The organism is Pusillimonas minor, from assembly GCF_014237865.1.
GTDB lineage: Bacteria > Pseudomonadota > Gammaproteobacteria > Burkholderiales > Burkholderiaceae_B > Neopusillimonas > Neopusillimonas minor.
This window is the reverse complement of record NZ_JACJUU010000005.1, coordinates 167,913-193,683: the sequence shown is the minus strand read 5'-3', so window position 1 is coordinate 193,683 and position 25,771 is coordinate 167,913. Positions and strand designations below refer to the sequence as shown.

Sequence of the window (25,771 nt, the reverse complement as noted above, 5' to 3'; positions counted from 1 at the left end):
GCGAGGAACCAGCGATTCCAGCGTCACCATCTCAAGCTCATGCTGATAGGCAGTAGGTTCTTTTAGCATGCCCCATTATGAACAAACCCTCGGTTTTACGCGAGGGTTTGTCAGCAATCTGAAACGCCCCGTTTTGGGGCGTTAATGGGTGCGTATTTACGGCGTTTTATAGGGCTCTTGCAACAGCCAAGTGCTGTTTCGAAGTAATAAGGCGTGGGGGGACAGAAGGCGGCAAGGGGCGGCTCTACGAGCGCCTCAGGTGTCGTTGTATGTGGGCGTCAGGCGTCGTTTTCTTGCGGCGCCACATGCTTTCGGGGCCGTCCGCGCGGCGCGGGGGTGGCGCGACGGGTGGTGTCCAGCGATTGCAAAAACGGTTCGGTGCCCAGGGCCCATTGGCCAAACAGGGCCGACTCGATGTGTTCGCGTTGTGTGGTGTTTAGGCCATTGGCCAGTTGCTGGCGAAAATGTGCCTGGCGTTCGAAGGGGGTGTTTCCCAGCTGCCAGTAGTCGGGGTGGTCGGTGGCCCAGGTATGGGGCTTTAAGTTAAGCCCGGTGTGGTGCACTGCCGACGACCAGGGCCAGAATTCGGCCTGGTCAACGTAGCCAAGTTGAACCGGTAAGGTATCTAGCCACACCATGACGGGCAAAATCCATTCACCGGGCTGTATCAGTGCGCTGCGGTAACGGCCGTCAAACACACGGCCCAGCGCCAGCCGTGTGGCAAAACGGCGCCCTATTGATTGCACCAGCCGCGAGATGCCCCGCTGCGAGGCCGGCGTGGCCAGCAAGGCAAGGCGGTCGTTCAGCAGGGCCCAGCCATGCACAGTCACCTGTTGCTCGTGGGCGCATTCGCGCAGCCAGGCGGCCAGTTGCCCCAGAGGCTCGACCGGTGTCGGGTCGGCGGGGGCCGCCAGTGGCTGGGCAAAATGTACTTGCAGCAGTTGGGGGATGCCGGGGGCGTAAAGCCGCGCCAGTCGTGCCATAACCTGAAATATATAAGGGTGTTGTTTTTGACGTCGCAAGCTTATTGCATAATACGGGCAACGGCAATGCCGCTGCCCGCAAGGCAATGCCAGAAAATCAAATTAATTTCGTTCGGCGCTTTATTTTGTAGTGTTTACTACATAAAATGGCGCGACGCGGTCAGATTTTTTATTCAAACAGGGAAGGCATTGGTGGTTCGTGCCAGGCATCCCGCCATCATCAGGAGTCAGTATGAAGACAAGAGCAGCCGTAGCCTGGAAAGCAGGTGCGCCGTTAACCATTGAAACCGTAGACCTGGCCGGCCCGAAAGAGGGCGAGGTTTTAGTCGAGATCAAGGCAACGGGTATTTGCCACACCGACTACTACACATTGTCTGGCGCCGACCCCGAAGGCCTGTTCCCCGCCATTTTGGGCCACGAAGGCGCAGGCGTGGTGGTTGATGTCGGCCCGGGCGTCAAGTCGCTTAAAGCGGGCGACCACGTGGTGCCCCTGTACACCCCCGAGTGCCGTCAATGCAAGTCGTGTTTGTCGCGCAAAACCAATCTGTGTACGGCGATTCGCGCTACGCAAGGCAAAGGCGTCATGCCCGATGGCACGTCGCGTTTCACCATCGACGGTAAGCCTGTTTACCACTACATGGGTACGTCTACTTTCGCCAACCACATTGTCGTTCCCGAAATCGCGCTGGCCAAAATCCGCGAAGATGCACCGTTCGACAAAGTTTGCTATATCGGTTGCGGTGTTACTACCGGTATTGGCGCGGTGCTGTTCACGGCCAAGGTCGAAGCCGGCGCCAACGTTGTGGTGTTCGGCCTGGGCGGCATTGGTCTTAACGTCATTCAGGGCGCCAAAATGGTCGGGGCCGACAAAATCATTGGTGTCGACCTGAACCCCGAGCGCGAAGCCATGGCTCGCAAGTTCGGTATGACCCACTTCGTTAACCCCAACGACGTCGAAAACGTGGTTGATCACATCATCCAGCTGACCGATGGCGGCGCCGACTACTCCTTCGAATGTATCGGCAACACCAAAGTCATGCGTCAGGCGCTCGAGTGCTGCCATCGCGGCTGGGGTCAGTCGATCATTATTGGTGTGGCCGAAGCCGGCGCCGAAATCTCCACACGTCCGTTCCAGCTGGTTACCGGTCGCGAATGGAAAGGTTCGGCATTTGGCGGTGCACGCGGTCGTACCGACGTCCCCAAAATTGTTGACTGGTACATGGACGGCAAGATCAACATCGACGACCTGATTACACACAAGCTTAGCCTCGAGCAAATCAACGATGGCTTCGACTTGATGAAAAAAGGCGAGTCCATTCGTTCGGTCGTGGTGTATTAACCCGTCTGCAGCGTCTGTAACTGCGGCACAGCGTTGGTGTTAATCGTTGTGCCGCATGTACGTGGTTAAAACCGGGCCCATGGGGCCCGTTTCGTTAAAAAGGGTAGAAAATGTCTGTCGAACTTGAATTGGTCAGCGAACACCGCTGTTTTGGGGGTGTGCAGCGGTTTTATAAGCATGCGTCCAGCGCCATTGGCTTGCCCATGCGCTTTTCTGTGTTTGTGCCGTCGCAGGCCGAATCGGGCAAAGTGCCCGTATTGTTTTATTTGGCCGGCTTAACCTGCACCGAAGAAACCTTCATGATTAAAGGTGGCGCCCAGCGTTTGGCGGCCAAGCACGGCATTATGCTGGTCACTTGCGATACCAGCCCGCGCGGTGCAGGTGTGCCGGGTGAAGACGACGGCTGGGATTTTGGCACTGGCGCGGGGTTTTACCTTAACGCTACCCAAGAGCCCTGGGCAAAAAATTACCGCATGGAAAGCTATGTGGTTGATGAGCTGTTCACCATTGCCACCACGCAACTGCCGGGCGATGCAAGCCGTGCCGGTATTTTCGGGCACTCTATGGGTGGTCATGGCGCCCTGGTGCTGGCGCAGCGCCACCATCCAAAATTCAAGTCGGTGTCGGCCTTTGCACCTATCGCTTCACCAACAAAATGCCCCTGGGGCCATAAGGCTTTTGGCGGGTATTTGGGTAGCGATCGGGCGGCATGGGCGCAGTACGATGCTTCATTGCTTATGGAAAAGTCCTCGTGCCCGTTCCCCAAGGGTATTTTGGTTGACCAGGGCTTGGCCGACAACTTCCTGGCCGAACAGCTTTACCCCGAAGCCTTCGAAGCCGCCTGCGCTAAAGCGGGCCAGCCGTTAACGCTGCGCCGCCACGAAGGTTACGACCACGGTTACTACTTTATTTCTACCTTCATGGAAGACCACATGGCGTTTCACGCCGAGCGGTTGTAGCGGTGTTGCGGTGTTGCCAGGCAAGTAGGCCTGGTAGGTGTCGGTAACCCGCATTGCAAAAAGGCCACTAAGGCCAATAGCACGCCACAGGCTGGGCTCTTTTCCCGCCTGTGGTTTTTTTGTGTCGTGCCTAAGAACCTGGGCTTCGTATGCAAGGGCAAGCATTGATGCGGGGGTGTTGCGAGCTGCAGCAACAGGTTGCTTTTATAGCCGTCCGATTCTTTAGTTAAATTTATACTACATTAATAAATTATTAATGAATTGCTAACGTATAAAGATCAAGGGCAGCATATGGGTGGCAAACAGATCAAGAACCTGAGTACCGACGTTTTGATCGTGGGTGCGGGGGGCGCCGGGATGAGCGCCGCTATTTCTGCGGCGCAGGCCGGGCAGCGGGTGATGCTGGTCGATCGCAGTCTTATTGGTCGCGGTGGCGCGACCATCATGGCGCAAATGACCGTGGCCGTTGCACTGGGCGAACAGGTGCCCGACGACTGGCGTTATCACTATGCCGATACGCTTAAGGCCGGGCGAGGCTTGTGCAGCGAGCCGTTGGCGCGCTTGCTCTGCGAAAAGGGCGTCGATGCGATCCGTCTGATGGACGATTGGGGCACGGGGTGGGCGCGTGCCGACGGGCATATGGTGCAGGCGCATGCGCCGGGCCACGACCGTCCGCGCTGTGTTTACGTCGATTACCTGAATACCGGCCCGGCCGTTGCCAAGACCTTGCGTACCCAGGTGGCCCAGAACGACGCGATTGAGCGCCTGGGTGACATTTTGGTGGTCGACCTGCTGGTACATGCCGGGCGCGTGGTGGGTGCGGTGGCCTTGCACCTGACAACCGGCGACGTGCTGGTCATACGTGCCGGCGCGGTCATTGTCGCCACCGGTGGGTTGACGCGGCTGTACAAGCGCAATAGCGCTTCGCTGAACATGGGGGGCGATGGCTACGCGCTAGCGGCGCGCGCAGGCGCGCAATTAATCGACATGGAGTTCGTTCAGTTTTTCCCGATCGGGCATCTGGCGCCGCGCCTGGTGGGGTTCGACCCCATCATGTGGGACCCGTTCCGATACAAGCTGGGCGGGCGCCTGCTGAACGGGTTGGGTGAAGAGTTCGTCGAGAAATACGGCCATCAGGCCGAAAAAGAGGGCTATACCGTCACGCGTGATGCGGCTACCTACGCCATTCTTAAAGAGGTTGAGGCCGGGCGGGGGTCGCCCGCCGGTGGTGCGTACTTAAGCTTCGAGCACGTGCCCGAGGCCGAGCTGCGCAAGGCTTTTGGCCCAATCATTGACAAGCTTGCCGCCAACGGCATTGACCTGACCAAAGGGCCCATCGAAGTGGCGCCTATCGCTCACTATCACATGGGCGGCGTCAAGGTCGATGTCGATATGCAAACCGACGTGCCCGGGCTGCTGGCTGCTGGTGAGGCTGTTGGGGGCGCTAACGGCGCCAATCGGTTGTCGGGCAATGCCATTACCGAGGCCATTACGTTTGGTTTGCAGGCGGGCCGCACGGCAGCAGCCTACAACGCGACCCAAGACAGGGTCGGTGCCGACGTTGTCGATGCTTTGGCGCAACCCGTTGTTAAAGCATTGCTGACGCCGTCTGAGGCCACGTCATCGGGCGCAGGAAGCGCCATGACGACGCGCCCCAACGTTGCGGCGCAAATTGCCCGTTTGCAAGCCATTATGCAAAGTGATGTCGGGCCGTTTCGTACAAAGCAGGGCCTTGAGCGAGCCCTGCAGGCGTTGGCACAAATGCGTGCCGAAGTGGGCGACGCGGTTGCGGGGGGCGATGGCCCGCAAGACCCCGTGCAGATCGACGCGCTTGATCTGCGCAATATGCTGATGGTCGCAGAAGCCGTAACGCAATGTGCGTTGGCGCGTACCGAAAGCCGTGGCGCGCATCAGCGTGAAGACTTCCCGGCGATGGACGATGCCTGGGTGCTGAACCAGATGCTGGTCTGGCGTGAGGGTCGCTGGGTGCTGACGCAGCGCCCGATCGAACGCCTGGATGATACGCACGCCGTAACGGCTCCGGCAGGCGTGGCGGGATAAGTGAATAGATGCGCGACGTATGGGCAGATGGCGTCAACAGTGATGCGGTCCATGATGTTGCCAATCATTAATTGCATAGCGAGATAACCATGACAGAAGCCCTTAAACAATCGGTGTTTTTGAATATTCAACGCGGTGTGGGCGGCGGCGAGTCGCGCGTTGAGCGTTTCGAGTTGCCCGAGGGCGCGACGGGTTCGTTGCTTGACGGCCTGCGTTGGGTGCGTGAGCATTTGGACGATACGCTGGCGTTTCGGTATTCCTGTATTAACGCCAACGCCTGCAAAGAGTGCATGATGGAATTGGATGGTAAGGTCGTGTACGCCTGCTTGGCTCGCATGGAACCCGGTTCGGAGCACGACGTAGCTCCGTTGCACAATAAGGCGCGTATTCGCGACCTGGTGTCCGAGATTGCGCCTGTAAAAGAGCGGCTGGAGGCGGAAGATGAATGACGGGCGAGCGCGCGTTAGGTCAGACGCGCCAGGTAAAGTCAAAGCCCCCGTCAAGGTTAAGGATGCTGCTGCCAAAGCTGCCGTGCGCGCCAGTGCCGAATTCGAGGAGGTTTCCCCTGTGGTGTCACCGTTGCGTATCTTGTCGTCTGCTCATTTGGCCGAAGGGCCGCACGCGTCGTTGTCCGAATTCGAGTTTGGCCTGATCGTTTGTCACAATGCGTTTTCGCGTTGGGTGGTGCGCTGCATGCGCGCCGCAGGCGGACACGACCTGGCCGTCACCGATGTGCTGGTGTTGCATCATGTTTATCACCGTCAACGCGCCAAGCGGCTGGCCGATATTTGTTTTACGCTGAACTACGAAGACACCTACGTGATTACCTATTCGTTGAAAAAATTGCAGAACGCCGGCCTGGTGGCCGGCGAGAAGGTAGGCAAAGAAATGTTCTATACCGTGACAGACGACGGGGCGGCCATGCTGGACCGGTTCCGCGATGTGCGTGCCGGCTGTTTGTTGCCGGCTGTTGAAGGCGAACTGGCCGATGCCGACCAGTTGTCGCGTATGGCCGAACGCCTGCGCGCCTTGTCGGGCCTTTACGATCAGGCTGCCCGTGCAGCCTCGTCGCTATGAGCGCCCAAGGGCCGACCCCGGCCGACAAGGAGCGCTGGCAGTTCTGGATTGATCGTGGCGGTACGTTTACCGATGTGGTGGCGCGCCGCCCCGACGGCGAACTGATCACCGCCAAGTTGTTGTCCGAAAACCCTGAGCAATACGACGATGCGGCTGTTGAGGGGATTCGGCGTTTGCTCGGCGTGCCGCCCGGCGAGCCGGTTCCGGCTGACCGCATTGATGTGGTGAAAATGGGCACCACGGTGGCCACCAACGCTTTGCTGGAGCGCAAGGGCGAGCGGGTGGCGCTGGTAGTGACACGCGGGTTTCGCGATGCGCTGCGCATTGCCTACCAAAATCGTCCGCGCCTGTTCGATCGTGAAATCATTCTGCCCGAATTGTTGTACGAATCAGTTATTGAAGTTGACGAGCGTCTGGATGCTTCTGGTGAGGTGGCTACGCCGCTTGATGATGATCAGGCCGAGCAATTTTTGCGCAAGGTGTACGACCAGGGCGTACGTGCGGTGGCGATTGCATTGATGCATGGGTACAAGAACCCCATGCACGAGACGCGTCTGGCTGAATTGGCCCGCACTATCGGGTTTACGCAGGTGTCCGTGTCCCACGAAGTGTCTCCGCTGATCCGTTATGTCGCGCGGGGCGACACCACGGTTGTCGACGCCTATTTGTCGCCGGTGTTGCGTCGTTATGTTGACCGCGTCGCGGCTGCTTTGCCTGGGGTGCGCCTGCAGTTCATGCAGTCTAGCGGCGGCCTTACCGATGCCCACGCGTTTCAAGGTAAAGATTCTGTATTGTCGGGCCCGGCCGGCGGTATTGTGGGTATGGCCGGTATATCGCATGCGGCGGGGTTCGACCGCGTCATTGGGTTCGACATGGGGGGTACCTCGACCGATGTCTCGCACTATGCAGGCGAGTACGAGCGGGCTTTCGATACGCTGGTGGCGGGCGTGCGTATCCGTGCGCCCATGATGAGCATCCATACCGTGGCGGCAGGTGGCGGGTCTATTCTGCATTTCGATGGCGCCCGTTTACGCGTGGGGCCTGAATCGGCCGGCGCCAACCCGGGGCCGGCATGCTATCGGCGTGGCGGCCCTTTAACGGTCACAGACGCCAACGTCATGTTGGGGCGTATACAGCCGCGACATTTTCCGGCGGTGTTTGGCCCCAATGCCAATCAGCCGCTCGACGTCGACGTGGTTCGTCTCAAGTTTGCTGCAATGGCGGCCGAAGTCTCTGCAAAAACGGGTGCTGCGACGTCACCTGAGCAATTAGCCGAAGGCTTCCTGAACATCGCCGTGTCGAACATGGCCAATGCCATCAAGCAAATTTCGGTGCAACGCGGCTATGACATTACGCGTTATACCTTGACGACCTTTGGCGGTGCGGGTGGACAGCATGCCTGCCGCGTGGCCGATGCGCTGGCTATGCCACGGGTGCTGGTACACCCGCTGGCCGGTGTGCTGTCGGCCTATGGCATGGGGCTGGCTGCGGCCAACGCCATCCGTGAGCGCTCTGTAGAAAAGATCTGGGATGAAGCCGGCGAGGATGATGCGCGTTTGGTGTTGAATGACCTGGCGGCTGCAGCACGCGACGACCTGCTGGCGCAGGGTGTGGCGGCCGACTGCATTCGCATCGAACGGCGCTTGTACCTGCGTTACGAGGGTACCGATACGGCGCTGCCGGTGGTGCTCGACAGTGCGTCGGCCATGAAACAGGCTTTCGAACGCGCCTATTCGATGCGGTTTTCGTTCTTGATGCCCGACCGCCGTCTGGTGATCGAGTCGGCGGTGGCCGAGGCCATTGGCGATGAATCCGACAAGGCGTCCGGGGTGTTTGCGCGTGCGCCCCGCGACCCCCAGACGCCGCTGGCGCCGTTCGATACGGTGCAGATCCACGTTGAAGATGCCCTGCACGATTGCCCCTTGTATCGCAGTGAAGACTTGCGTGTGGGCGATGTGCTGAATGGGCCGGTAATCATTACTGATGCTAATGCCACCACCTTGGTCGACCCCGGCTGGCAAGCCAGCTTGACGACGCGCGGCGATATTGTGCTTGAGCGTGTGGTGCCACGCCCCAAACGTTACGCCATTGGCACGCAGGCCGACCCGGTCATGCTGGAGATTTTCAATAATCTGTTTATGTCGATTGCCGAGCAGATGGGCTACCGCTTGCAGAACACGGCTTACTCGGTGAACATCAAAGAGCGATTGGATTTTTCGTGCGCGATTTTTGATGCCCGGGGCGATCTGGTGGCTAATGCGCCGCATATTCCGGTGCATTTGGGCTCGATGAGCGCCAGCATCCGGGCCGTCATGCAGGCCAATGAAGGGCAGTTGCGCCCCGGCGATGTTTACGTACTGAACAACCCCTACGCGGGCGGTACCCATTTGCCAGACGTAACGGTGGTGACGCCGGTTTTCGATGCCGAAGGCCGGGATATTCTCTTCTACGTTGGTTCGCGTGGGCACCATGCCGATATCGGCGGCCTGACGCCGGGCTCCATGCCGGCCAACTCTACGACTATCGAAGAAGAAGGTGTGCTTATCACCAACTTCCGCCTGGTCGAGGGCGGTCGTCTGCGCGAGGCCGAGTTCCGCGAGCTGCTGGCGGGCGCACGCTACCCGGCCCGCAATATCGACCAGAACCTGGCCGACTTGCGCGCCCAGATTGCGGCCAACGAAAAAGGGCGCGAAGAACTGTTGAAGATGGTTGACGCGTTTGGCCTTGATGTTGTGCATGCCTACATGCAGCACGTTCAAGACAACGCCGAGGCTTCGGTACGCCGCGCCATTGCGCGCTTGCGCGACGGCGAGTTTACGCAGCAGCTCGATAACGGCGCTGTCATTCATGTGATGCTGACGATCGACCACGCGACAAACAGCGCGATAGTTGACTTCACCGGTACGTCGCCGCAGTTGCCCAATAACTTCAACGCACCGCAAGCGGTGACGACGGCGGCGGTGCTGTATGTGTTCCGCACCATGATCGACGAAGACATCCCCATCAATGCGGGCGGTCTGAAGCCGCTCACGCTGGTGGTGCCGGCCAATTCCATGCTTAACCCGGGGTATCCGGCGGCGGTGGTGGCGGGTAACGTCGAGACCTCGACCTGCGTGACCAACGCGTTGTATGGCGTGTTGGGCGTTAATGCGGGTAGCCAGCCCACCATGAACAACGTGACGTTTGGTAATGACCGCTACCAGTACTACGAAACGGTGTCGGGTGGCTCGGGTGCTGGCGGGCGCTTTGACGAGGCCGGGCGCCTCGTGGACGGCTTTAATGGCACCTCGGTCGTGCAGACGCAAATGACCAACTCGCGCATGACTGACCCGGAAGTGCTTGAACTGCGGTTCCCGGTTCGTCTCGAACGCTACGAAATCCGGCGCGGTTCGGGTGGTCAGGGGCGCTGGCACGGGGGCGACGGCGGTTTGCGTACGTTGCGCTTCCTCGAGCCCATGACGGTGTCACTGCTGGCCAATGGCTGGACGCATCCGGCGTTCGGCGCCCAAGGCGGCGCGCCGGGAGCCTGCGGTGAAAGCCGGGTAATCCGGGCCAACGGCCAGGTCGAAACTTTGCGTCATGCCGACAGCGCCCAGTTGAATGCGGGTGATTGCTTCGAAATCGCCACCCCCGGCGGCGGCGGTTTCGGGGCTATGTCTTAAGGTGTAAGACAACAGGCGGGCTTGCCGTTTGGCCAAGTTCGCCTGTTAATCGCTGCGCCAGAGGTATGCGCGGCTGTCAGTGGCCTGAAGCCTGCCGGCGCTGCTGCATGACCATTCTGGTCAGCGCAGCGCCAACCAGCAGTACGGGTGCCATCGCGGCCAGGTTCAGGTTGCGCCACCCCAGCGCGCTTAAAAAGGTGGCTGCGCCCAGGCAACCGATGGTGACCAGAATGAACATCACCTGGTCGTTGATCCCTTGTACCTTGCCGCGCTCGGCCGGGTTGTGCGTGGTCGACAGCAAGACGGCGCCACCCACGAACAAAAAGTTCCAGCCCAGGCCCAGTGCCAGGCGCGAGGCGATGTAGCCGGGCAGTGCTGCATCGCTGAATGCGCCAATAAGCCCGGCGAGCGTCATCAATACAACGCCACTGAACAGAATGCGGTTTAAGCCGATGCGCGCGATCAGGGCCCCCGTAATGAATGACGGGCCGAACATCGCCAGCACCTGGGTTTGCGTCACGACGGCGATATCGGTCATGCTGAAACCCAGGTCTTTCATGGCCAGCGGTGTGACGGTGATGTACAGCGCCATGAACGAAAAACAAATGCTGCTGCAAAGCACGGCCGGAATAAAACCTGGGTGCGTGGCGATGACACGCAGGGGGCGCGCTGCGGCAGGCGGCGCCGCGTTCGCCTGTAGATCGGGTTCGGGCATGTCGATCTGGTTGACCAGGAAAGCGGCCAGCAACGACAGCGCCAGTATCACCAAAAATGGGCCGCCATAAGGTACGGCAGGCACCCAGTCGAGTGTGATGCGGGCATTAATGGGGCCCAGAACCGCGGCTATGATGCCGCCTGTCATCACATACGACACGGCCCGGCTACGGAATTCAGCCGTCGTAACGTCGGCTGCCGCGAAGCGATAGTACATGGCAAAGCTTTGGTACAGGCCAATAAAGAAGTTGCCCAGGCAGAACAGGGCAAACGATTCGGTGGCGACGCCAAAAAAACAAACCAGCCCGCCAATGGCGCCATTGATGGTGCCCATGATGAAGCCGCGTCGCCGCCCGATGCGTTTCATGAGCAGGGACGCCGGCAAGGTTGTTAACACCGTTGCGAACATCATCATGGCCGCCGGCAGCGTCGCCAATTCCGGCCATGGGGCAAGCTGTCGACCAATAACGCTGCTGAGCGTCATGATGGTGATGGTGACGATAGTGAACAGGCCTTGCCCGCCGGCCAGCAGCAGGACATTGGTTTTTTGACTTTGGGTGATACTCATGTTCTTGGGCGCTTTAATGCGCTTTTGCGCGGGGCCGGGGCCTGCCGCGTAACCGCATAAAAATCGGCTGCCCCCTTGGGAGCAGCCGAGTTGACGTCATTCGACCCGCAGGCCGACAGACGTTGTCTGCATTACTTCACGAGACGCCATTCGCCATCTTTAACGGTGATCAGCTCACGGCCGCGCTCGTCAAAGCCGCTGTGGTCTTCGGCGGTCATGGTGTAGACGCCCTGGGTAGCCACCAGCTCTTTCGTTTGCTCAAGCGCATCGCGCAGGGCAATACGGAACTCGGGTGTGCCGGGTTTGGCTTTGGCCGCTGCAACAGGCACTGCCTTTTCCAGCAACAGGCCGGCATCGTACACGTTGGCGCCAAACGTCGCCGGTTTCTGGCCATGCATGGCTTCGTAGCGCTTGATGTAGTCTTCGGCAATGGCCTTGGAGGGGTGTGTCGCCGGGATTTCGTCCAGTACCAGCATCAGGCTGGCGGCCAGAATCGTGCCCTCGACTTCTTTGCCACCCAGTTTCAGGAAGGCGGGCAAGGCGGCGCCGTGGGTTTGGTAGAACTGGCCTTTGTAGCCTTGTTTGACCAGAGTGGTTTGCGGCAGTACAGCGGCTGCGCCCGTGCCGGCAATCAGGACGGCATCGGGTTTGGCTGCGTAAATTTTAAGTGCCTGGCCGGTGACCGAGCTGTCGTTGCGCTGGTAGCGTTCGGTGGCCACCAGTTTGATGCCCTTGTCTTTGGCCATTTTGCCGAACACGGTCAGCCAGTCTTCGCCGTAGGCGTCGTTCAGGCCCATGAAGCCAACGGTTTTGACGCCGGTCTTGACCATGTGTTCGACCAGCGCGCTGGCGATAATGTCGGTGTTCTGGGTGGTTTTGAAAACCCATTTCTTTTCAGGCGTCATGGGCAGCACCACCGATGCCGTCCCTACCGGAGCCAGCATGGGTGTTTGCGCTTCGGCGGCAAACTGGATCACGCTCATGGCGTTGGGCGAACCCGACGGCCCGATCAGGGCATCGACTTTTTCTTCGGTAATGAGTTTTTTGAAGTTGGTGACCGACTGGGTGGGGTCACTGGCGTCATCCAGCGAAATGTATTCAACGGTCAGGTCGCCCATTTTGGTGGGCAACAGGGGGACAGAATTTTTTTGCGAGATGCCGATCAGGGCCGTCGGGCCTGTGGACGACGACACAACGCCGACCTTGACCTGCGCGAATGCGGGGGCAGTGCCCATGGCGGCCAAAACGGCCAGTGCTACCAGTTTCTTGATCATCATAGTTTTTTATTCTCCGTGAAACGGTTTGTCCGGAAAGGACGTGGGCATAGGCCCGTTAAATGGTGATCGAGCTGACGCTCGCGCCACCGCAAACATAAAGTGTCTGGCCGGTTATAAAGCTGTTGGCCGGATCTGAAAAGAACATGACGGCGCGCGCGACGTCGTCGGCGCGACCGAGGCGTTGCACCGGGATACCCTTGGCGATGTTGGCTTCGCGTTCACTGCCCGCTTCGACCACATCGTAGAACATATCGGTTTGGATGGGGCCGGGTGCGACCACGTTGGCGGTGATGCCTTTGGCGGCAAGCTCTAGTGCCCAGGTGCGCGTCATGCCGACCATGCCTGCTTTGGTGGCCGAGTAGGCTGTGCGGGTGGGCAGGCCCAAGGCGCCTCGTGAAGACATCATGACAATACGCCCGAATTTGATCGACTCCATGTGCGGCAGGCAGGCCTGCACCAGCGCAATGGCTGCGCCCAGGTGGATTTGCGTCAGGCCGTGCAGCTCGTCTTGTGTCACGTCGGGCAGCAAGTTGGGCCAGATGACGCCAGCATTGTGAATGACATGCGTCACGCCATGGTCTTTGGCGATGTCGTTGCTGGCCTGGATGGTGGCGTCGGCGTCAAGCAGGTCGACCTTGACGGTTTTCAGCTTGGGGTGAGACAGCTCGGGCTCGCGGCGTGCCATCGAAATGACTTCGTAGCCTGCGTCGAGCATCTGGCGGACGATTTCCAGGCCGATACCGGCGCTGCCGCCGGTGACGACGGCGGTGTATTGCGTACTCATGGGGTTGTGCTCCGTAATTATCGTTATGTGTTGGGCGTCAGGGCCAGAACCCGTAGCGGGCTGCCGGAGCCGCTGCGGATTTTAAGCGGGGCGGAGAAAATCAGTGCGCCTTTTGCCGGGAGCTGATCAAGATTGGTCAGACATTGCAGCCCATAGCGGTTATTGCCGTGCATGTAGTAGTGGCAAGGGTAGGGTGGGTCGAGATGGGCGGCTTGGCCTGCATCGGTGCCCACAGATTCGGTGCCGAAACCATGCACATTGCGTTCTTTGATCAGCCACGGGACAACCTGGGCGTCGGGGCCAGGCGAGTGGCCGCCGTCGTCTTGCATGTTCAGGTAGTCGGTGGGCTTGTCGCGTTTCGACCAATCGGTACGCATCAATACCCATGCACGCTCGGGGATGCGCCCGTGTTGCTTTTCCCACTGCTCGACGAAGTCGATGGTGAGCAGGAAGTCGGGGTCTTGCGCGGCCTGGGCCGAACAGTCGATGACGCAGGCCTCGGCAATGAAGGCGTCGAGCGGGATGGTGTCGACGCAGTTGTTGGGCTGGTCTTTGCCGCTGACCCAATGCACCGGTGCATCGAAGTGCGTGCCGGTGTGCTCGGACATTGAGAAGTTGTTCCAGTACCAGGCCGGCCCGCGCTCGTCGTAGCGCGAGATTTCTTCAATGCGAAACGGCCAGGCCTGACCGAATTCGGGCGGCAGCTGAATCGTGGGGAAGTCCGGGGTCAGGGTTTCGGTCAGATCAACCATCTTGATCTTGCCGCTTAGCAGTTCACCCAAAAATTGCGTCAGTACATTTGTGCTCATGGTGTTTCCTTGTGATGCACGTTCGGGCCCCTGGCTTAGCGGCCGCCCAGTTCGCGTTCCAACCCTTTGGGGTTTTCTTGCAGCAGCTCGATGACTTCTTTGGCAACGTCGCCTACGACGGCGTCTTCGGTGCCGTCTTTAAGTGCCTGAACTACGGCCTTGGCAATGGCTGACGGTGCCACGCGCGGTGGCGGGGTCAGTTGCTCCCACTCGTGGTCGACCGGGCCGGTAAAGATGTTGACGACGCGTACGCCCGACGGGCGGAACTCGTTGCGCAGGCACTGGCTGACCGACAGTGCGGCGGCCTGCGAGGCCGACCACAGCCCGCGCGAGGGCAGGTTGATGTGGGCATATACCGACAGCACATTGACCCAGGCGACGGCATTGGCAACGCCATCGGCCGCCCGCGACGACATCGCTGGACCGAAGTGTTGCGCTAAACGTACCAGGCCCATGCAGTTGGTGTTCAGCGTGTCGTAGGCCTTCATGATGTCGCGATTGAACAGCACGCCGCCATCGCGTTCGTAATTGGCGGTATTGACCAGAATTTCGACCTTGCCGCCGATGGACTTGGCCACGCGCTCGATGGCGTCGGTGTTGCTGACATTGAGGTCTTGTACCTGCACCCGGGGGTCGGCACACAGCGCGTCGAATGCGGCGTCTTTTTTCCAGATTTCTGGATCGCCCACGAATACGGTGGTGGCGCCGGCGTCGAGCAGGGCTTTGACAACCGCCCGGCCCACGGCAGTTTTGCCGTCTGTGACCAGGGCGCGACGGAATTTGGGGTCGCAGGCAGTTTCTCGGAGCACGGGGTCGTCTTCCATGTGGGGCGTCGGTTTTTGGGGCAGGGCAACAAGTACGGCCTGGCCGCTGCGATCGAGCTTGAGCGTCAGGCGCACGGTATCGCCGTCGTTGCAGTCGCCGTGCACGTGCGCGACCACGGAGGGACCGGCTTCCATGGCGACAGTACCCACGCGCCAGGGCAGGCGCTCGCGGAAATACGCATCGTTGCTGTGGTCGAGTGTGGTCGTGGCCAGCAGCTTGCCTTTGGGGTTAACGGCCTGCCATTTCAGGTCGGCCGAAAGGCATTGGTGACAAACCTCGCGCGGCGGATACTGAACGGCTGCGCATTCTTGGCAGACCTGCATGTCGAAGCGCCCGGCAGCTGCCGCGGCGGTCAGACCCAGTGCGCGACGTGAGCGCATACCGGGCGGCAGCGCAGGTTGCCGTGTGCGCGCAACCGGATTTTTGCGCGTGGGCTTTTGTAATGGCGTGGTCATGCGTCACTCCGGGCCAGAAGCGCCGCCGCCGTACACAGGCCGCGGTCGTAGTTAATCATGCCAAAGCCGCTGACCAGCCCGATGCGGGCGTTGGCCACCTGACATTTGCCGGCGGTGTCGGTGAGCTGACGGATGGTTTCCACCATCCCCAGATAGCCGCCTGCCGCACCCGCTTGCCCGGTAGATAACTGGCCGCCATTGGTGTTGAATGGAAAGCTGCCGTCGGTGGTAAACGTATGGTCGCGCACAAACTGAGGCGCTTCGCCTTTGTTGCAAAACCCGAGGTCTTCGATTTGCATGAAGTTGATGACCGGGTAGTCATCGTATGCCTGCATGACATCGACATCTTTTGGCGCGACGCCCGCATGGGCGTAGAAGTCGTCACAATCAACGGTCCAGCCGCCGCGATACTGAATAGCATCGGCGGTCCAGGCGTTATGGCGTTCGATGGTCGATAAAATGCGTACATACGGCAGCCCCAGGTCTTGCGCCCGGCTTTCGTGCATGACCAGGAAAGCATCGGCGCCGGCACACGGCATGACACAGTCGAACAGGTGGATGGGGTCGGTAATGACGCGGGCGTCCATGTATTGCTGCAGCGTCATGGGTTTTTTCATGAGCGCATTGGGGTTGCCCAGGGCGTTGGTGCGCTGGTCGACGCACAGCTTGCCAAAGTCTTCGCGCGTGGCCCCATAGGTATTCATGTAGTGGCGGGTCAGCAAGGCGAAGCTGGCGTTCGGCCCGCCCGCGCCGTAGGGGTAGGTGCCGTCTTGTGCAAATCGCGAAAACTGACTGACGGTGTTGCGAAACGAGTCGACGTGGTTGGCGTCGCCAGCCAGGCAGGCGACAACGTCGGCATCACCGGCCTGTACGGCGCGTGCCGCCCTGCGCAGGCCCACCACGCCACTGGCGCCGCCCATAGGGATATGGTCGAGCCAGCGCGGGCTCATGCCCAGGTGCTGGGTTAAGCCGACGGCGGTGTCGGGTGCCAGGGTGAAACTGGACACGCACATGCCGTCGATACTGTCTTTGGCTATGCCTGATGTTTTGATGAGATCGCGCAGGGCCTGACCCAACCACCAATGGGCGGATTGGGTGGCATAGCGCACGTAAGGAACTGTAATGGGCGTGGTGATGACCACGCCCTCGTAGCCTTGGCGCCGGGTCGTCATGCGGAAATTTCCTGGCGTTTTTTCAGGTGATTGGTGTCTACGCATTGCTCAGTACCCACCAGGGTTGGCGCCAGCTTTTTAAGTTCGCCCCGTTGAATCTTGTTCGTGGGTGTGAGCGGCAAGGCATCGACAAAGGCCACGAAGCCGGGCACCTTGTAGTAGGCCAATTGCGTCAGCGACCATTTCACAATGTCGTGCGCCAGGGTTTCGCGGGCGTTTGCGTCGGCCGGCGGCTCGTTGCAGACCAGGCAAGCCAGTACTTCGTCGCCACGTACGGCGTCGGGTACGGCGGCAACTGCAGCGGCCTTGATGGCCGGGTGGCGCAGCAATACGCTTTCAACCTCGACGGCGGCAATGTTTTCGCCGCTACGACGAATGACGTTCTTTTTGCGGTCGATAAAGTGCAAGTAGCCGTCGGCATCGCGGCAGACAATGTCGCCGGTGTGGAACCAGCCGTCTGCCCAGGCTTCTGTGGTGGCGGCTTCGTCTTTCAGATAGCCTGCAAAAAAACCAAAGCGGGGGTTGTCGCCGGCATGGCGTACCAGGAGTTCGCCGTTTTCGTCGACGCCGGCGTCGTTGCCGGCATCATTGACCAGGCGAACCTCGACCACGGGTTCTTCTTTGCCAAAGCAGCTGGTGCCAATATGACGCGGCTCGTGGTTGGCAATGACGACAGCGCCTGAACCGGTTTCCGTCATGGCCCAGGCTTCGAGCAACGGGAAGCCGAAGCGTTTTTCGAAGGGCTCGTGCAGGCTGCGGTCGATGCCGGCGCCAAAACCAAAACGCACGCTGTGCCGGGTGTCTTCGGGTGCAGGTGTGGCCTTCATGAGAATGGCCGGCATGACGCCCAGATAGTGAATGACGGTGGCGCGCGATTCGCGCACGGTGCTCCACCAGGTTTTGGGGTGGAAGCGGTCGATGGCAATAAGGCAGCCGCCGGTAGTGACCATGGCCATGGTCGAGCAGGCCATGGCGTTCATGTGCACTAGCGGCAGGGGGGTCAGCATGCGTTCGACCCCTTTATGCAGTGTGGCCAGGCCGCCAATATTGGCGTACCACTGGCCGCAATACAAATAGTATTCGTTGGGCAAGATGCAGCCCTTGGGGCGACCTGTCGTGCCCGAGGTGTACATCAGGCCGCATTCGGTGTGCGTGCCAATGGCCTGACCCGCCAGCGGCGCGGGACGATTCGCGGGCGGGATGTTGTCGTCCGGGCCCATTAAGGCAAGCGTGGCGTTGGCGTCGAGGGCGGCAGCCGCCAGCGATTCGTGACGGCCGGGCAAAGCCACGGCCATGCAGATTTCGGAGTGACCGATAAGGTAAGACAGTTCGGCCGCGCGCATGTCGGCGTTAATGGGGACGACCGAGACACCCAGCGCGTTCAGCGCAAACCAGTGCATGAAAAATGCCGGTCGGTTCTCGAGCAGCAAGCCCACGCGATGGCCATGGCCGTAACCGGCTTTGGCATAGGCGTCTTTAAGCGTGTTAATGCGCTGCAGGGCGGCGCCGTAGGTGATTTCGCCGGCGGCAATGTTGTAGATGTCGGCGGTTTCGGGCATGACGCACAGAAACGGGTTGCCGGGAAACTGCGCAGCAGTCTCGGTAAATGCTTGATAAACGGTGTTGGCCACGGCCGCGTCCTTACATGAAGAGTTGAATATTGCCCAATGCCGATTCACGGTTCAGCAGATCGACGCGTTTGCGGCGAATGCGCAGACTGCCTTCTTCAACACGCAGCTCGTGGGTGGTCCAGCCGGCATAAATATTTTGTTCGTCGCCGCGCACTTCGGTGTAATGAAAGGCGGTACGAACCACGTACTGCCCCTGTGCAGGCTGGTGCCAGGGGTGCGTGGTGTCGATCTCGGGGCGCTGAAGCAGGTGGTGGCAACGGCTGCGCGGCTGTTGCGAGAACGTGCGCTGACCCTTCAGGCGTTCAACCCGTACGCGCAGCAGCAGCTTGTCCTCGTCCATCAGCGAAGTGTGCAGACGCGGGTCTTCCTGGGCGTAAGCCAGCGGCATCCAGTAGTGGCAGTCTTCGGTGAACAGGTCGAGCCAGTCTTCAAATTGCAGTGCATCGAGGATACGGGCTTCGGTGTAGACGAATTCGATAACGTCCTGATCGGTGAACTGGCTCATGTGGATTCCTTCATGGTGGCGGTCATGTAGCGTGCCCAGGCCCGATACTGATTGCGCATTTGCCATTCGTTGGTGCCGTTGGTGACTTCGTTCTTGCGGTCTTCTTCGCCGGGTTCGTACAGGCGGGCAACGTTGACCCAATCGCGGCCGCGCGATACCAACCCACGCTGGGCGCGCTCGTACATTTCAAGGTCGTCGTGGCCCACGACCGATGTGGGGGCATTGATGAGCCGGTTGTACATGACGGTGCGTTCGAGCAGTTTGTCGGGCGCACCCACCAGGCGGAACGTCCAGGACTCGACCAGCGTTTTATTGGCCGCGATGGGCTTGAAAATACGCAGGGTTTGAATGGGCCCTTTCACCATGATGTTCGGGAAGAACGTCGTGTTGTGACGTACGTCGTCCAAAATGGCTTTGGCGCGTTCTTCGCCGTAGGCGGCCGTCATGGCCTCGAAGTAGCCGGGCACGGCTGAATACGCGGCGTGAATGGAATTCGATACACCGGTATGGCCGTGACCGTTTTCCCAGACGCGTATGCCCATGCCCTCGAAGAATTCGTAGGGCGACATGAAGGGGGCGAACTGTTCGACGGCCATAGGTTTGGGTGTGCCCTCGGGGGCTTGTTCCCATACTTTGACGGCCGTACCCGCCGACGACTCGTGCGCCACCATGGGGTGACACGTATCGCTTTGGTTGTCGACCAGCATCTTCCAGTTGCAGTTGTGCATGTAGCGCAGCACCCCGCCGGCGACTTCAAGTTTGCCTTCGGGCGAGCGGTCAATCATGTTGTCGAGTGTTGACAGCGATTGACCAAAGAAGTCTTCGAAGCTTTGCCCTTCGGGGTTAAGGCGGCAGAAAATGAAGTCGCGATAGTTCTTGACGTTTTCGACCTTGGCCATGCCTTGGGCGGCTTCGCATTCTTTGAAGGTGTCGGGGTCGTAGCCGCGCTTGAGCGGCAGCGCCAGCAGGTCGCCGTTTAGCTTGAACGACCACGCGTGGTAGGGGCAGCGGAAGAAGCGGCCCGCGTTGCCGCAGGTGTCGTTGACCAGCATGACACCTTTGTGCGGACAGCGGTTGTACAGCACTTTGACGCTGTTGTCGGCGTCGCGCACCATCAGGACGTCATCCGTCCCGACGGTGGTGGTGAAGTAGTCGCCCGGGTTGGGCACCTGACTTGCATGGCCTACATACACCCAGGTATTGGCAAACAAGTGTTCCATTTCCAGTTCAAAGAGCTCTTCGTCGATGAAGAGATCTTTGTGGACCTCTGTGGGGCGAACTAATGCTTTGATCGCCTCCGGGTTGTTTTTGTAGGTCATGACAAGTCTCCGGTAGTCATTTTATTGACCAAAAAGTCAGGCGGCTGCAGCATCTCCCTGAGCAAGCAGCTTGTTCAGTTGTGTGCCTTTGTCGTCGGCCAGCGCGGCATCGCGCAGCTGCTTCAGGCGTGACGCGGCATCGGGTTTACCGATGAGGTTGCGTGCGGCCTGGACGAGCTTTTGATACTTGCTGGTGCCACGGGCGTGCGTGTCGCTGTAGCCCTTGACCAACCGACGGCAGTTGACGATTTCAACGGCCAGTTCGTAGTTGCCCGGCGCCACTTGGGTGATCAGGTTGAGCCATTCGTGGAACCCGCGCATTTCGATTTTGTGGCGCAAGGTGCTGCGACGGAAACGACGCATGCCGGCCAAACCGTAAAGCATTAAAAAGCCGGTCAGCGTGCCGCTTTGCAAGAACCGCCCTTTACGGAACATGGGTTCGAGCCACTTGCAAAGTTTGGGCGAATTTTCGATGGCTTGCCCCAAAAACGACGGCATGGTGCCGCAGATTTCTTCAAGCCGCGGGTGCATGTATTCGGTCGTGTAGACCAGTTGGTCGGGCTTTGCGAGTACCTCTTCGCGTACGCGTTCGAAACGGGCTTCGCGGGTTTTCAGGTCGGCAACCCGAATGACGTCGTCGTAGGCCATGGCAACGGCAACGTAGCGGGCTGCAGCGCTGGTAAGCGCCCACTGCTTGGCATCGCCGCCGTATTGCTTGTCGAGGGCGTGAATGCCGCGCATATGCTCAAGATACTCTTTGCCATAGGCCAGGTCTTGAAACTCGAGCGTGCGGCGCAGGCCGGCCACCAGCATGGGTTGTGCGGCAGGTGCAAAGTTTGTGCGAATGTCGTCGAGCAATTGCTTGACGCGTGCGTTGGCCGCAGTTTGCGGTACGGCAGGTACCGGACGAGTGGTGTCGATGAAGTCCGGGAAGTCGGGTGCGCCCTGGGCAGCGTCGAAACCCAGCGCGAAAGCTTTAAGACTGGGCTTAACCCCTTTGCCGCTGCGCTCGATGGTGGCTTCGTAGTCGGCACGGCTGAAGGGCAGCGTGCCGCTGCCGGCGATGGCGCCGAACAGGCTGGCGCTGATCACGCTGCCGGCTTGCTCGGCCAGCGATTGCAGGTCGAAGCACATGAAGCGTTTGGCGGCTGTGCGGCCGGCTTCAATGACCTTGTTCGGGTCGGCGATGCCGTTGCCGGGGGCGGATTTTTCGCCAATGGCGTAGCTGCGGTGCGACGAAGCAATAAGGGTGCTGCGGTCGGGGGTGACCAGGCCGCGCTGGATGGCGCGGCCGCCTTCCATCAGTTCGGAGGCGACGATCAGGTCGACATCGCCCGGGGTGGGCATTAGCGCCAGCGCCGGCTGACGGCCTGCTGCCTTGACGGCCTCTTCGGGCAGCAGTTCGAGGTAGTAAATTGTGGCGCCAGTACGTTGAGCAACGCCGGGCACCGATGTGGTCTGGGCCCACCAGCCGGCGTGCTCGGCCATGTCGACAATCCAGTCGGCCAGCACGCCGCCGCCCTGGCCACCCATGGCCAGGATTGCGATCTTGATGGGGGTTACGTCGTGCAATTGTGTTGTTGTCATGGTCGAGGCTTACAAAGAGTATTGGGTCAGGCGCTGGTTACGTCGGGCTTGCAGGAAGCCGATGACGCGTTGACGGACTTTGGCTTTGAACAAATCCCACTGGGTGGGGTTGTGCACAATGTCGGCCCGATAGAACGACGGGCACAGTACGGCGGCGTGCGAGACTTCGCCGCAGTTACCGCAACCGACGCAGCTGTTGTCGATGTAGGCGACCGGATCTTCTTTCAGCGGGTCTCCGCTGTCTTTGATGGTAAGCGACGGGCAGCCCGACAAGCGGATGCAGGCGTGGTCGCCAGTGCAGACGTCGGAATCGACACCGAAGCGCTCTTTGACCATGCGCTTGCCTTCTTTGACGGCCTTGTTGAACTGCGGCTTGACGCGGCGCTGCTTGTTCAGCATGCACTCGGACTGCAGAATAAGGACTTTGGGGCCGGTGACTTCGGTGGTAAGCGCTTCTTCGAGTGTGTCGCGAACGCGCGCGACGTCGTAGGTGCGTTCGATGACCTTGACCCATTTAACGCCGACGCCTTTGACGGCTTCGATGATGGGGTTGTTGGTGGCGCGGTTGGGGTTTTCGGCGCGTGACGACAAGATGTCTTGCCCGCCGGTCGCGGCCGAGTAGTAGTTGTCGATCAGGATGATGACGCCGTCGTATTTGTTGAATACGGCGTTACCAATACCCGACGACAAGCCGTTATGCCAGAAGCCGCCGTCGCCCATCATCGAGATGGAGCGTTTGGAGGATTTGACGTTGAACGCTGCTGTACTGGCCGTACCCAGCCCGTAACCCATGGTGGTAGAACCCAGGTTGAAGGGCGGCAAAATAGAGAACAGGTGACAGCCAATGTCGCAGGCGATGTGGTGTTCGCCCAGCTTTTCTTGTGTGAGCGACAGCGCGGCAAAAATTGGGCGCTCGGGGCAGCCGGTACAGAAGCCGGCAGGGCGAAGCGGCACGATTTCGGCCATGTCTTTCGACATGCGCTGGAACGAGATGGGCTGTTCTTTGACCACGGGTTTGGGGCGTGTGACTTCGGCCACTTCCATGGCGCCATTGCCGTTGGCGGCCGCAGCGGGCGCCGGGGTGGGCTCGACGTCGATAACGGGCAACAGTTCGGGGCGCTGGGCGGCCAGAAACTTTTGCAGACCGTCGCGCATGACGGCGGTGGTGTATTCGCCGGCCAGTTGCAGTACGTCTTTACCCGACAAAATGGTGTCGATACCGGCATGGCGCAAGACCATGTTCATGCCTTGCTCGATGTAGTTGGGCTGGCCTTCCTCAAACAGCAAGACAGCTTTTTTGTCTTTACAGAACTCGGTGACTTCGTCGTCGATCATGGGGTACGTGACGTTCATCACGTACAGCGGGATGCGGCTGTTGCCGAAGTTGTCGGCCAGGCCCAGCAGTTGCAAGGCACGAATCACGCCGTTGTACAGGCCGCCCTGCAAAATAATGCCCAGATCTTTGACGTCGCCGTCGAAGTGTTCATTAAGCTTGTTGTCTTTAATGAACTTGACCGCCGCTGGCCAGCGTTGTTTGATTTTTTCGTGCTCGTGCACGTAGGCTGCCGGTGGCAGCACAATGCGCGACAAGTCGCGTTTGGGGTTGGCCAACGCTTCGGCCAGTGTAAATTTGGGACGTTGGTTGTCTTTGGCAATGAAGCGGCCGTGAACGTGACAGCCACGGATACGCAATTGCAAAATGACCGGCGTGTTGCTGGCTTCCGACAACTGGAACCCGTGTTCGACGAAGTTGACCATGCTGTCGAGGTTGGGGCGGGGGTCGAGCAGCCACAGCTGCGATTTCATGGCAAACGCGTGGGTGCGCTCTTGCATGATCGAAGAGCCTTCGCCGTAGTCTTCGCCCACAATGACCAGAGCGCCGCCGGTGACACCGCCCGAGGCCAGGTTGGCCAGCGCGTCAGAGGCGACGTTGGTACCAACTGTCGATTTCCAGGTGACCGCACCCCGAATGGGGTAGTTGACCGATGCGGCCAGCGTTGCAGCGGCTGTGGCTTCAGAGGCACTGGTTTCAAAGTGCACGCCCAGTTCTTCCAGGATGTCTTGCGCGTCGGCAAGCACATCCATAAGGTGGGAAATAGGCGAGCCCTGGTAACCGCCGACGTAACCTACGCCCGATTGCAACAGGCCCTTGGTCACGGCCAAAATGCCTTCGCCGCGGAATTCTTCGCCAGCGCCGATGCGAAGCTGCTGGACTTCTTTCTTGAATGAACGTTCTGCCATGGTGGTGTCCTTTACTTGAAGACGGTTGCGCGGATGCGACGTGCCTTCAAAAAAACATGAAAATTCATGTATTGGCAATATTTAATAAAAAAATCAGTCGTTTGAGTATCAGGGTAAACCATTAGTCGTCTTGACGTAGGGGTTTCGCTGGCATACGATTTTCCCCTTTTTCCGAATTGTTGTCTCTTATGAATAAAGGTGCTCAGGTGGCTGATGTCAACGCCCCAAAGGCCGGGCCTAAAGAGCCTGTGCGTTTCGTGCACCGATATCTGGCTTCGGTGCTGGCGTTGGCCAGCCATAATATTTCTGCCGAATTTCATGTTGAAGTACGCAAAGCCGGGCTGACGGTAACCGAATGGCGCATTTTGGGCAGTTTGTTTGAGGCCGAAGGCGAAACGGTGGGCGATTTGGCCCGTTTGGCCATTACCAAGCAACCTACGCTTAGCAAGGTGCTGCCTCGTCTGGAAGCCCAAGGGCTGGTAACCCTCGAAACGTCGCGTGTCGACCGCCGCCAGACGGTGGTGCGCATTACCCCCAAGGGTACGCTACTTATCAGTGGTTTGTGCGACAAGGCTATGGCGCATCAGCAGCGTGTGCTGGCCAAGCTGGGCCCCGACTATGCCGACCGCATGGTTGGTTTGTTGCGGGCCATTATTACTGATTAGGCTTGGTCGAAAATTACAAATTAAGCTTTAAAGAATCTACTGCGTTTCGACGTCGTTTTCTTCTGGCAGCCCTGCTTTTTGGGCAAACGCGGTTGACCAGCAGACCTTGAAATCGGTTTTTGCCCGCTCAACGAATAACGCCGCCAGCCCGTAGTCCTGGGCCATCATCGGCCCTGCTTCGGGCCCCAGGCAAAGCAGGGCGGTGGCCCAGGCGTCGGCCAACACGCATTGTTTGTGTATAACGGTGACGGCAGCCAGCGCGTGCTGCAGGGGCTGGCCCGTGCGCGCATCCAGCGTGTGGGCGTAGCGCCTGCCATTGTGTTCGAAGTGGCGCCGGTAGTCGCCCGATGTGGCTACCGCATGGTTGGTCAATGTAATGGGCAGGTGAATTTCGTCGATACCCACTTGCCAGGGTTTGCCTTCGGCATTGTGGCCGCGCGCCTTCAGCTCGCCGCCCAGTTCAACCAGGTAGTGGGTGTAGCCCAGGGTGTCTAGTGTTTGCGCCATCGCGTCAACGCCGTAGCCTTTGGCAATAGACGACAGGTCAAATTGCAAGCGGCCGGGCTGCCAGACGCCGCGGTATTCAGGGCTCAGTGCGGTTTTGCGCCACCCGCTGCGCAGCAGGGCGCTGCGTAGGGTTGCGGGCGCAGGGGGGCGAACGCAGGGGCCCGCCGGCCCAAAGCCCCACAGGTTCACCAGTTCATGCAATGTGGGGTCATAGGCCCCTTCGGTCATTTCTGCCACCTGCAGGGCGGCTTCCATCACTGTGTAAAACTCGGGTTCTATCTGATACCAGCCCGGCTGTGCACGGTTCAGGCAACTGATGGTGCTGCCGGCGTCCCAGGTGCTCATTTGCTCGACGATGTTGTCTAGCGCCGCCTGCAAGTTACCCTGGATAGCCGACGCGGGGTGCGGCCCGGTTAGGCTCGTGCCGGCAGGGCTGGGGCTGCCAAGCGGTGTGTTGGCCGGGCGGCGCACGACAGCACGGGGGCCGATGTCCACCGCCCAGGTCGTTCCCATGCTCTTGCCTTGCAGGCGTATCCAGTCGTTCATATGGCGCCAATGTTGGTGTGGCGCCGGTATGCCCGGTGACTTGTACCGGGCAAAGGTTGACGCCATAAAACGTGTTTGATGGTTA

General features: G+C 59.7%; 20 protein-coding genes. 7 read left to right on the top strand and 13 right to left on the bottom strand.

Annotated features, from left to right (window positions below; genetic code table 11):
* Positions 1–278: 278 nt before the first annotated feature.
* Positions 279–1,022: a hypothetical protein gene (locus GTU67_RS08870; protein ID WP_249417647.1), complete on the bottom strand. Its 744-nt coding sequence runs from the start codon at positions 1,020–1,022 to the stop codon at positions 279–281.
* 193 nt (positions 1,023–1,215) lie between these two features.
* On the opposite strand from GTU67_RS08870, the gene GTU67_RS08865 reads away from it, so the two are divergent.
* The 6 genes from GTU67_RS08865 (at position 1,216) to GTU67_RS08840 (ending at position 10,081) form a co-directional block, all read left to right on the top strand.
* Positions 1,216–2,322, top strand: a complete 1,107-nt coding sequence (locus tag GTU67_RS08865) for an S-(hydroxymethyl)glutathione dehydrogenase/class III alcohol dehydrogenase (protein WP_185779718.1) — start codon at positions 1,216–1,218, stop codon at positions 2,320–2,322.
* Positions 2,323–2,432: 110 nt separating this feature from the next.
* Positions 2,433–3,281 (top strand): S-formylglutathione hydrolase, encoded by an 849-nt coding sequence (gene fghA / locus GTU67_RS08860; protein ID WP_185779717.1) that lies wholly within the window; start codon positions 2,433–2,435, stop codon positions 3,279–3,281.
* A 291-nt stretch (positions 3,282–3,572) separates the two neighbouring features.
* Positions 3,573–5,342 carry an FAD-binding protein gene (locus tag GTU67_RS08855; protein ID WP_185779716.1) on the top strand — a complete coding sequence of 590 codons (1,770 nt, stop codon included), beginning with the start codon at positions 3,573–3,575 and terminating at the stop codon, positions 5,340–5,342.
* Between the two features lie 89 nt (positions 5,343–5,431).
* Positions 5,432–5,791 carry a 2Fe-2S iron-sulfur cluster-binding protein gene (locus GTU67_RS08850; protein ID WP_185779715.1) on the top strand — a complete coding sequence of 120 codons (360 nt, stop codon included), beginning with the start codon at positions 5,432–5,434 and terminating at the stop codon, positions 5,789–5,791.
* A 118-nt stretch (positions 5,792–5,909) separates the two neighbouring features.
* Positions 5,910–6,419 carry a winged helix DNA-binding protein gene (locus tag GTU67_RS08845; protein ID WP_430459006.1) on the top strand — a complete coding sequence of 170 codons (510 nt, stop codon included), beginning with the start codon at positions 5,910–5,912 and terminating at the stop codon, positions 6,417–6,419.
* Entirely contained in the window at positions 6,416–10,081 is a 3,666-nt protein-coding gene (locus GTU67_RS08840) for a hydantoinase B/oxoprolinase family protein (protein WP_185779713.1), read from the top strand. Before GTU67_RS08845 ends, GTU67_RS08840 begins: the two co-directional genes overlap by 4 nt.
* A gap of 76 nt (positions 10,082–10,157) precedes the next feature.
* Here GTU67_RS08840 and GTU67_RS08835 read toward each other — a convergent pair whose 3' ends face one another.
* From GTU67_RS08835 to GTU67_RS08785, 11 genes are all read right to left on the bottom strand, one after another.
* Positions 10,158–11,363, bottom strand: coding sequence for an MFS transporter (locus tag GTU67_RS08835; RefSeq protein WP_185779712.1), 1,206 nt, complete (start codon positions 11,361–11,363; stop codon positions 10,158–10,160).
* A 131-nt stretch (positions 11,364–11,494) separates the two neighbouring features.
* Entirely contained in the window at positions 11,495–12,640 is a 1,146-nt protein-coding gene (locus GTU67_RS08830; RefSeq protein ID WP_185779711.1) for an ABC transporter substrate-binding protein, read from the bottom strand.
* 55 nt (positions 12,641–12,695) lie between these two features.
* Positions 12,696–13,424, bottom strand: a complete 729-nt coding sequence (locus tag GTU67_RS08825; RefSeq protein WP_185779710.1) for an SDR family NAD(P)-dependent oxidoreductase — start codon at positions 13,422–13,424, stop codon at positions 12,696–12,698.
* A gap of 23 nt (positions 13,425–13,447) precedes the next feature.
* Positions 13,448–14,233, bottom strand: a complete 786-nt coding sequence (locus GTU67_RS08820; RefSeq protein ID WP_093969966.1) for a cyclase family protein — start codon at positions 14,231–14,233, stop codon at positions 13,448–13,450.
* 35 nt (positions 14,234–14,268) lie between these two features.
* Entirely contained in the window at positions 14,269–15,513 is a 1,245-nt protein-coding gene (locus GTU67_RS08815) for an SDR family NAD(P)-dependent oxidoreductase (RefSeq protein ID WP_185779709.1), read from the bottom strand.
* Complete coding sequence (locus GTU67_RS08810; RefSeq protein WP_093969964.1) at positions 15,510–16,685, bottom strand: thiolase family protein; 1,176 nt, start codon at positions 16,683–16,685, stop codon at positions 15,510–15,512. Before GTU67_RS08810 ends, GTU67_RS08815 begins: the two co-directional genes overlap by 4 nt.
* Positions 16,682–18,316, bottom strand: a complete 1,635-nt coding sequence (locus GTU67_RS08805) for an AMP-binding protein (RefSeq protein ID WP_185779708.1) — start codon at positions 18,314–18,316, stop codon at positions 16,682–16,684. Before GTU67_RS08805 ends, GTU67_RS08810 begins: the two co-directional genes overlap by 4 nt.
* Positions 18,317–18,326: 10 nt before the next feature.
* Positions 18,327–18,821: an aromatic-ring-hydroxylating dioxygenase subunit beta gene (locus GTU67_RS08800; RefSeq protein ID WP_185779707.1), complete on the bottom strand. Its 495-nt coding sequence runs from the start codon at positions 18,819–18,821 to the stop codon at positions 18,327–18,329.
* A complete protein-coding gene (locus tag GTU67_RS08795; protein WP_185779706.1) occupies positions 18,818–20,140 on the bottom strand; it encodes an aromatic ring-hydroxylating dioxygenase subunit alpha in 1,323 nt (440 codons plus the stop codon). Before GTU67_RS08795 ends, GTU67_RS08800 begins: the two co-directional genes overlap by 4 nt.
* Before the next feature lie 36 nt (positions 20,141–20,176).
* Positions 20,177–21,727, bottom strand: a complete 1,551-nt coding sequence (locus GTU67_RS08790; protein WP_185779705.1) for an indolepyruvate oxidoreductase subunit beta family protein — start codon at positions 21,725–21,727, stop codon at positions 20,177–20,179.
* A gap of 9 nt (positions 21,728–21,736) precedes the next feature.
* Positions 21,737–23,968 (bottom strand): ferredoxin family protein, encoded by a 2,232-nt coding sequence (locus GTU67_RS08785; protein ID WP_185779704.1) that lies wholly within the window; start codon positions 23,966–23,968, stop codon positions 21,737–21,739.
* A gap of 188 nt (positions 23,969–24,156) precedes the next feature.
* On the opposite strand from GTU67_RS08785, the gene GTU67_RS08780 reads away from it, so the two are divergent.
* Positions 24,157–24,633 carry a MarR family winged helix-turn-helix transcriptional regulator gene (locus GTU67_RS08780; protein ID WP_185779703.1) on the top strand — a complete coding sequence of 159 codons (477 nt, stop codon included), beginning with the start codon at positions 24,157–24,159 and terminating at the stop codon, positions 24,631–24,633.
* 36 nt (positions 24,634–24,669) lie between these two features.
* Here the strand turns inward: GTU67_RS08780 and GTU67_RS08775 are convergent, their stop codons facing one another.
* On the bottom strand, positions 24,670–25,686 hold the full coding sequence (locus tag GTU67_RS08775; RefSeq protein ID WP_249417646.1) for an FAD:protein FMN transferase: 1,017 nt from the start codon (positions 25,684–25,686) through the stop codon (positions 24,670–24,672).
* Between the last annotated feature and the right edge of the window lie 85 nt (positions 25,687–25,771).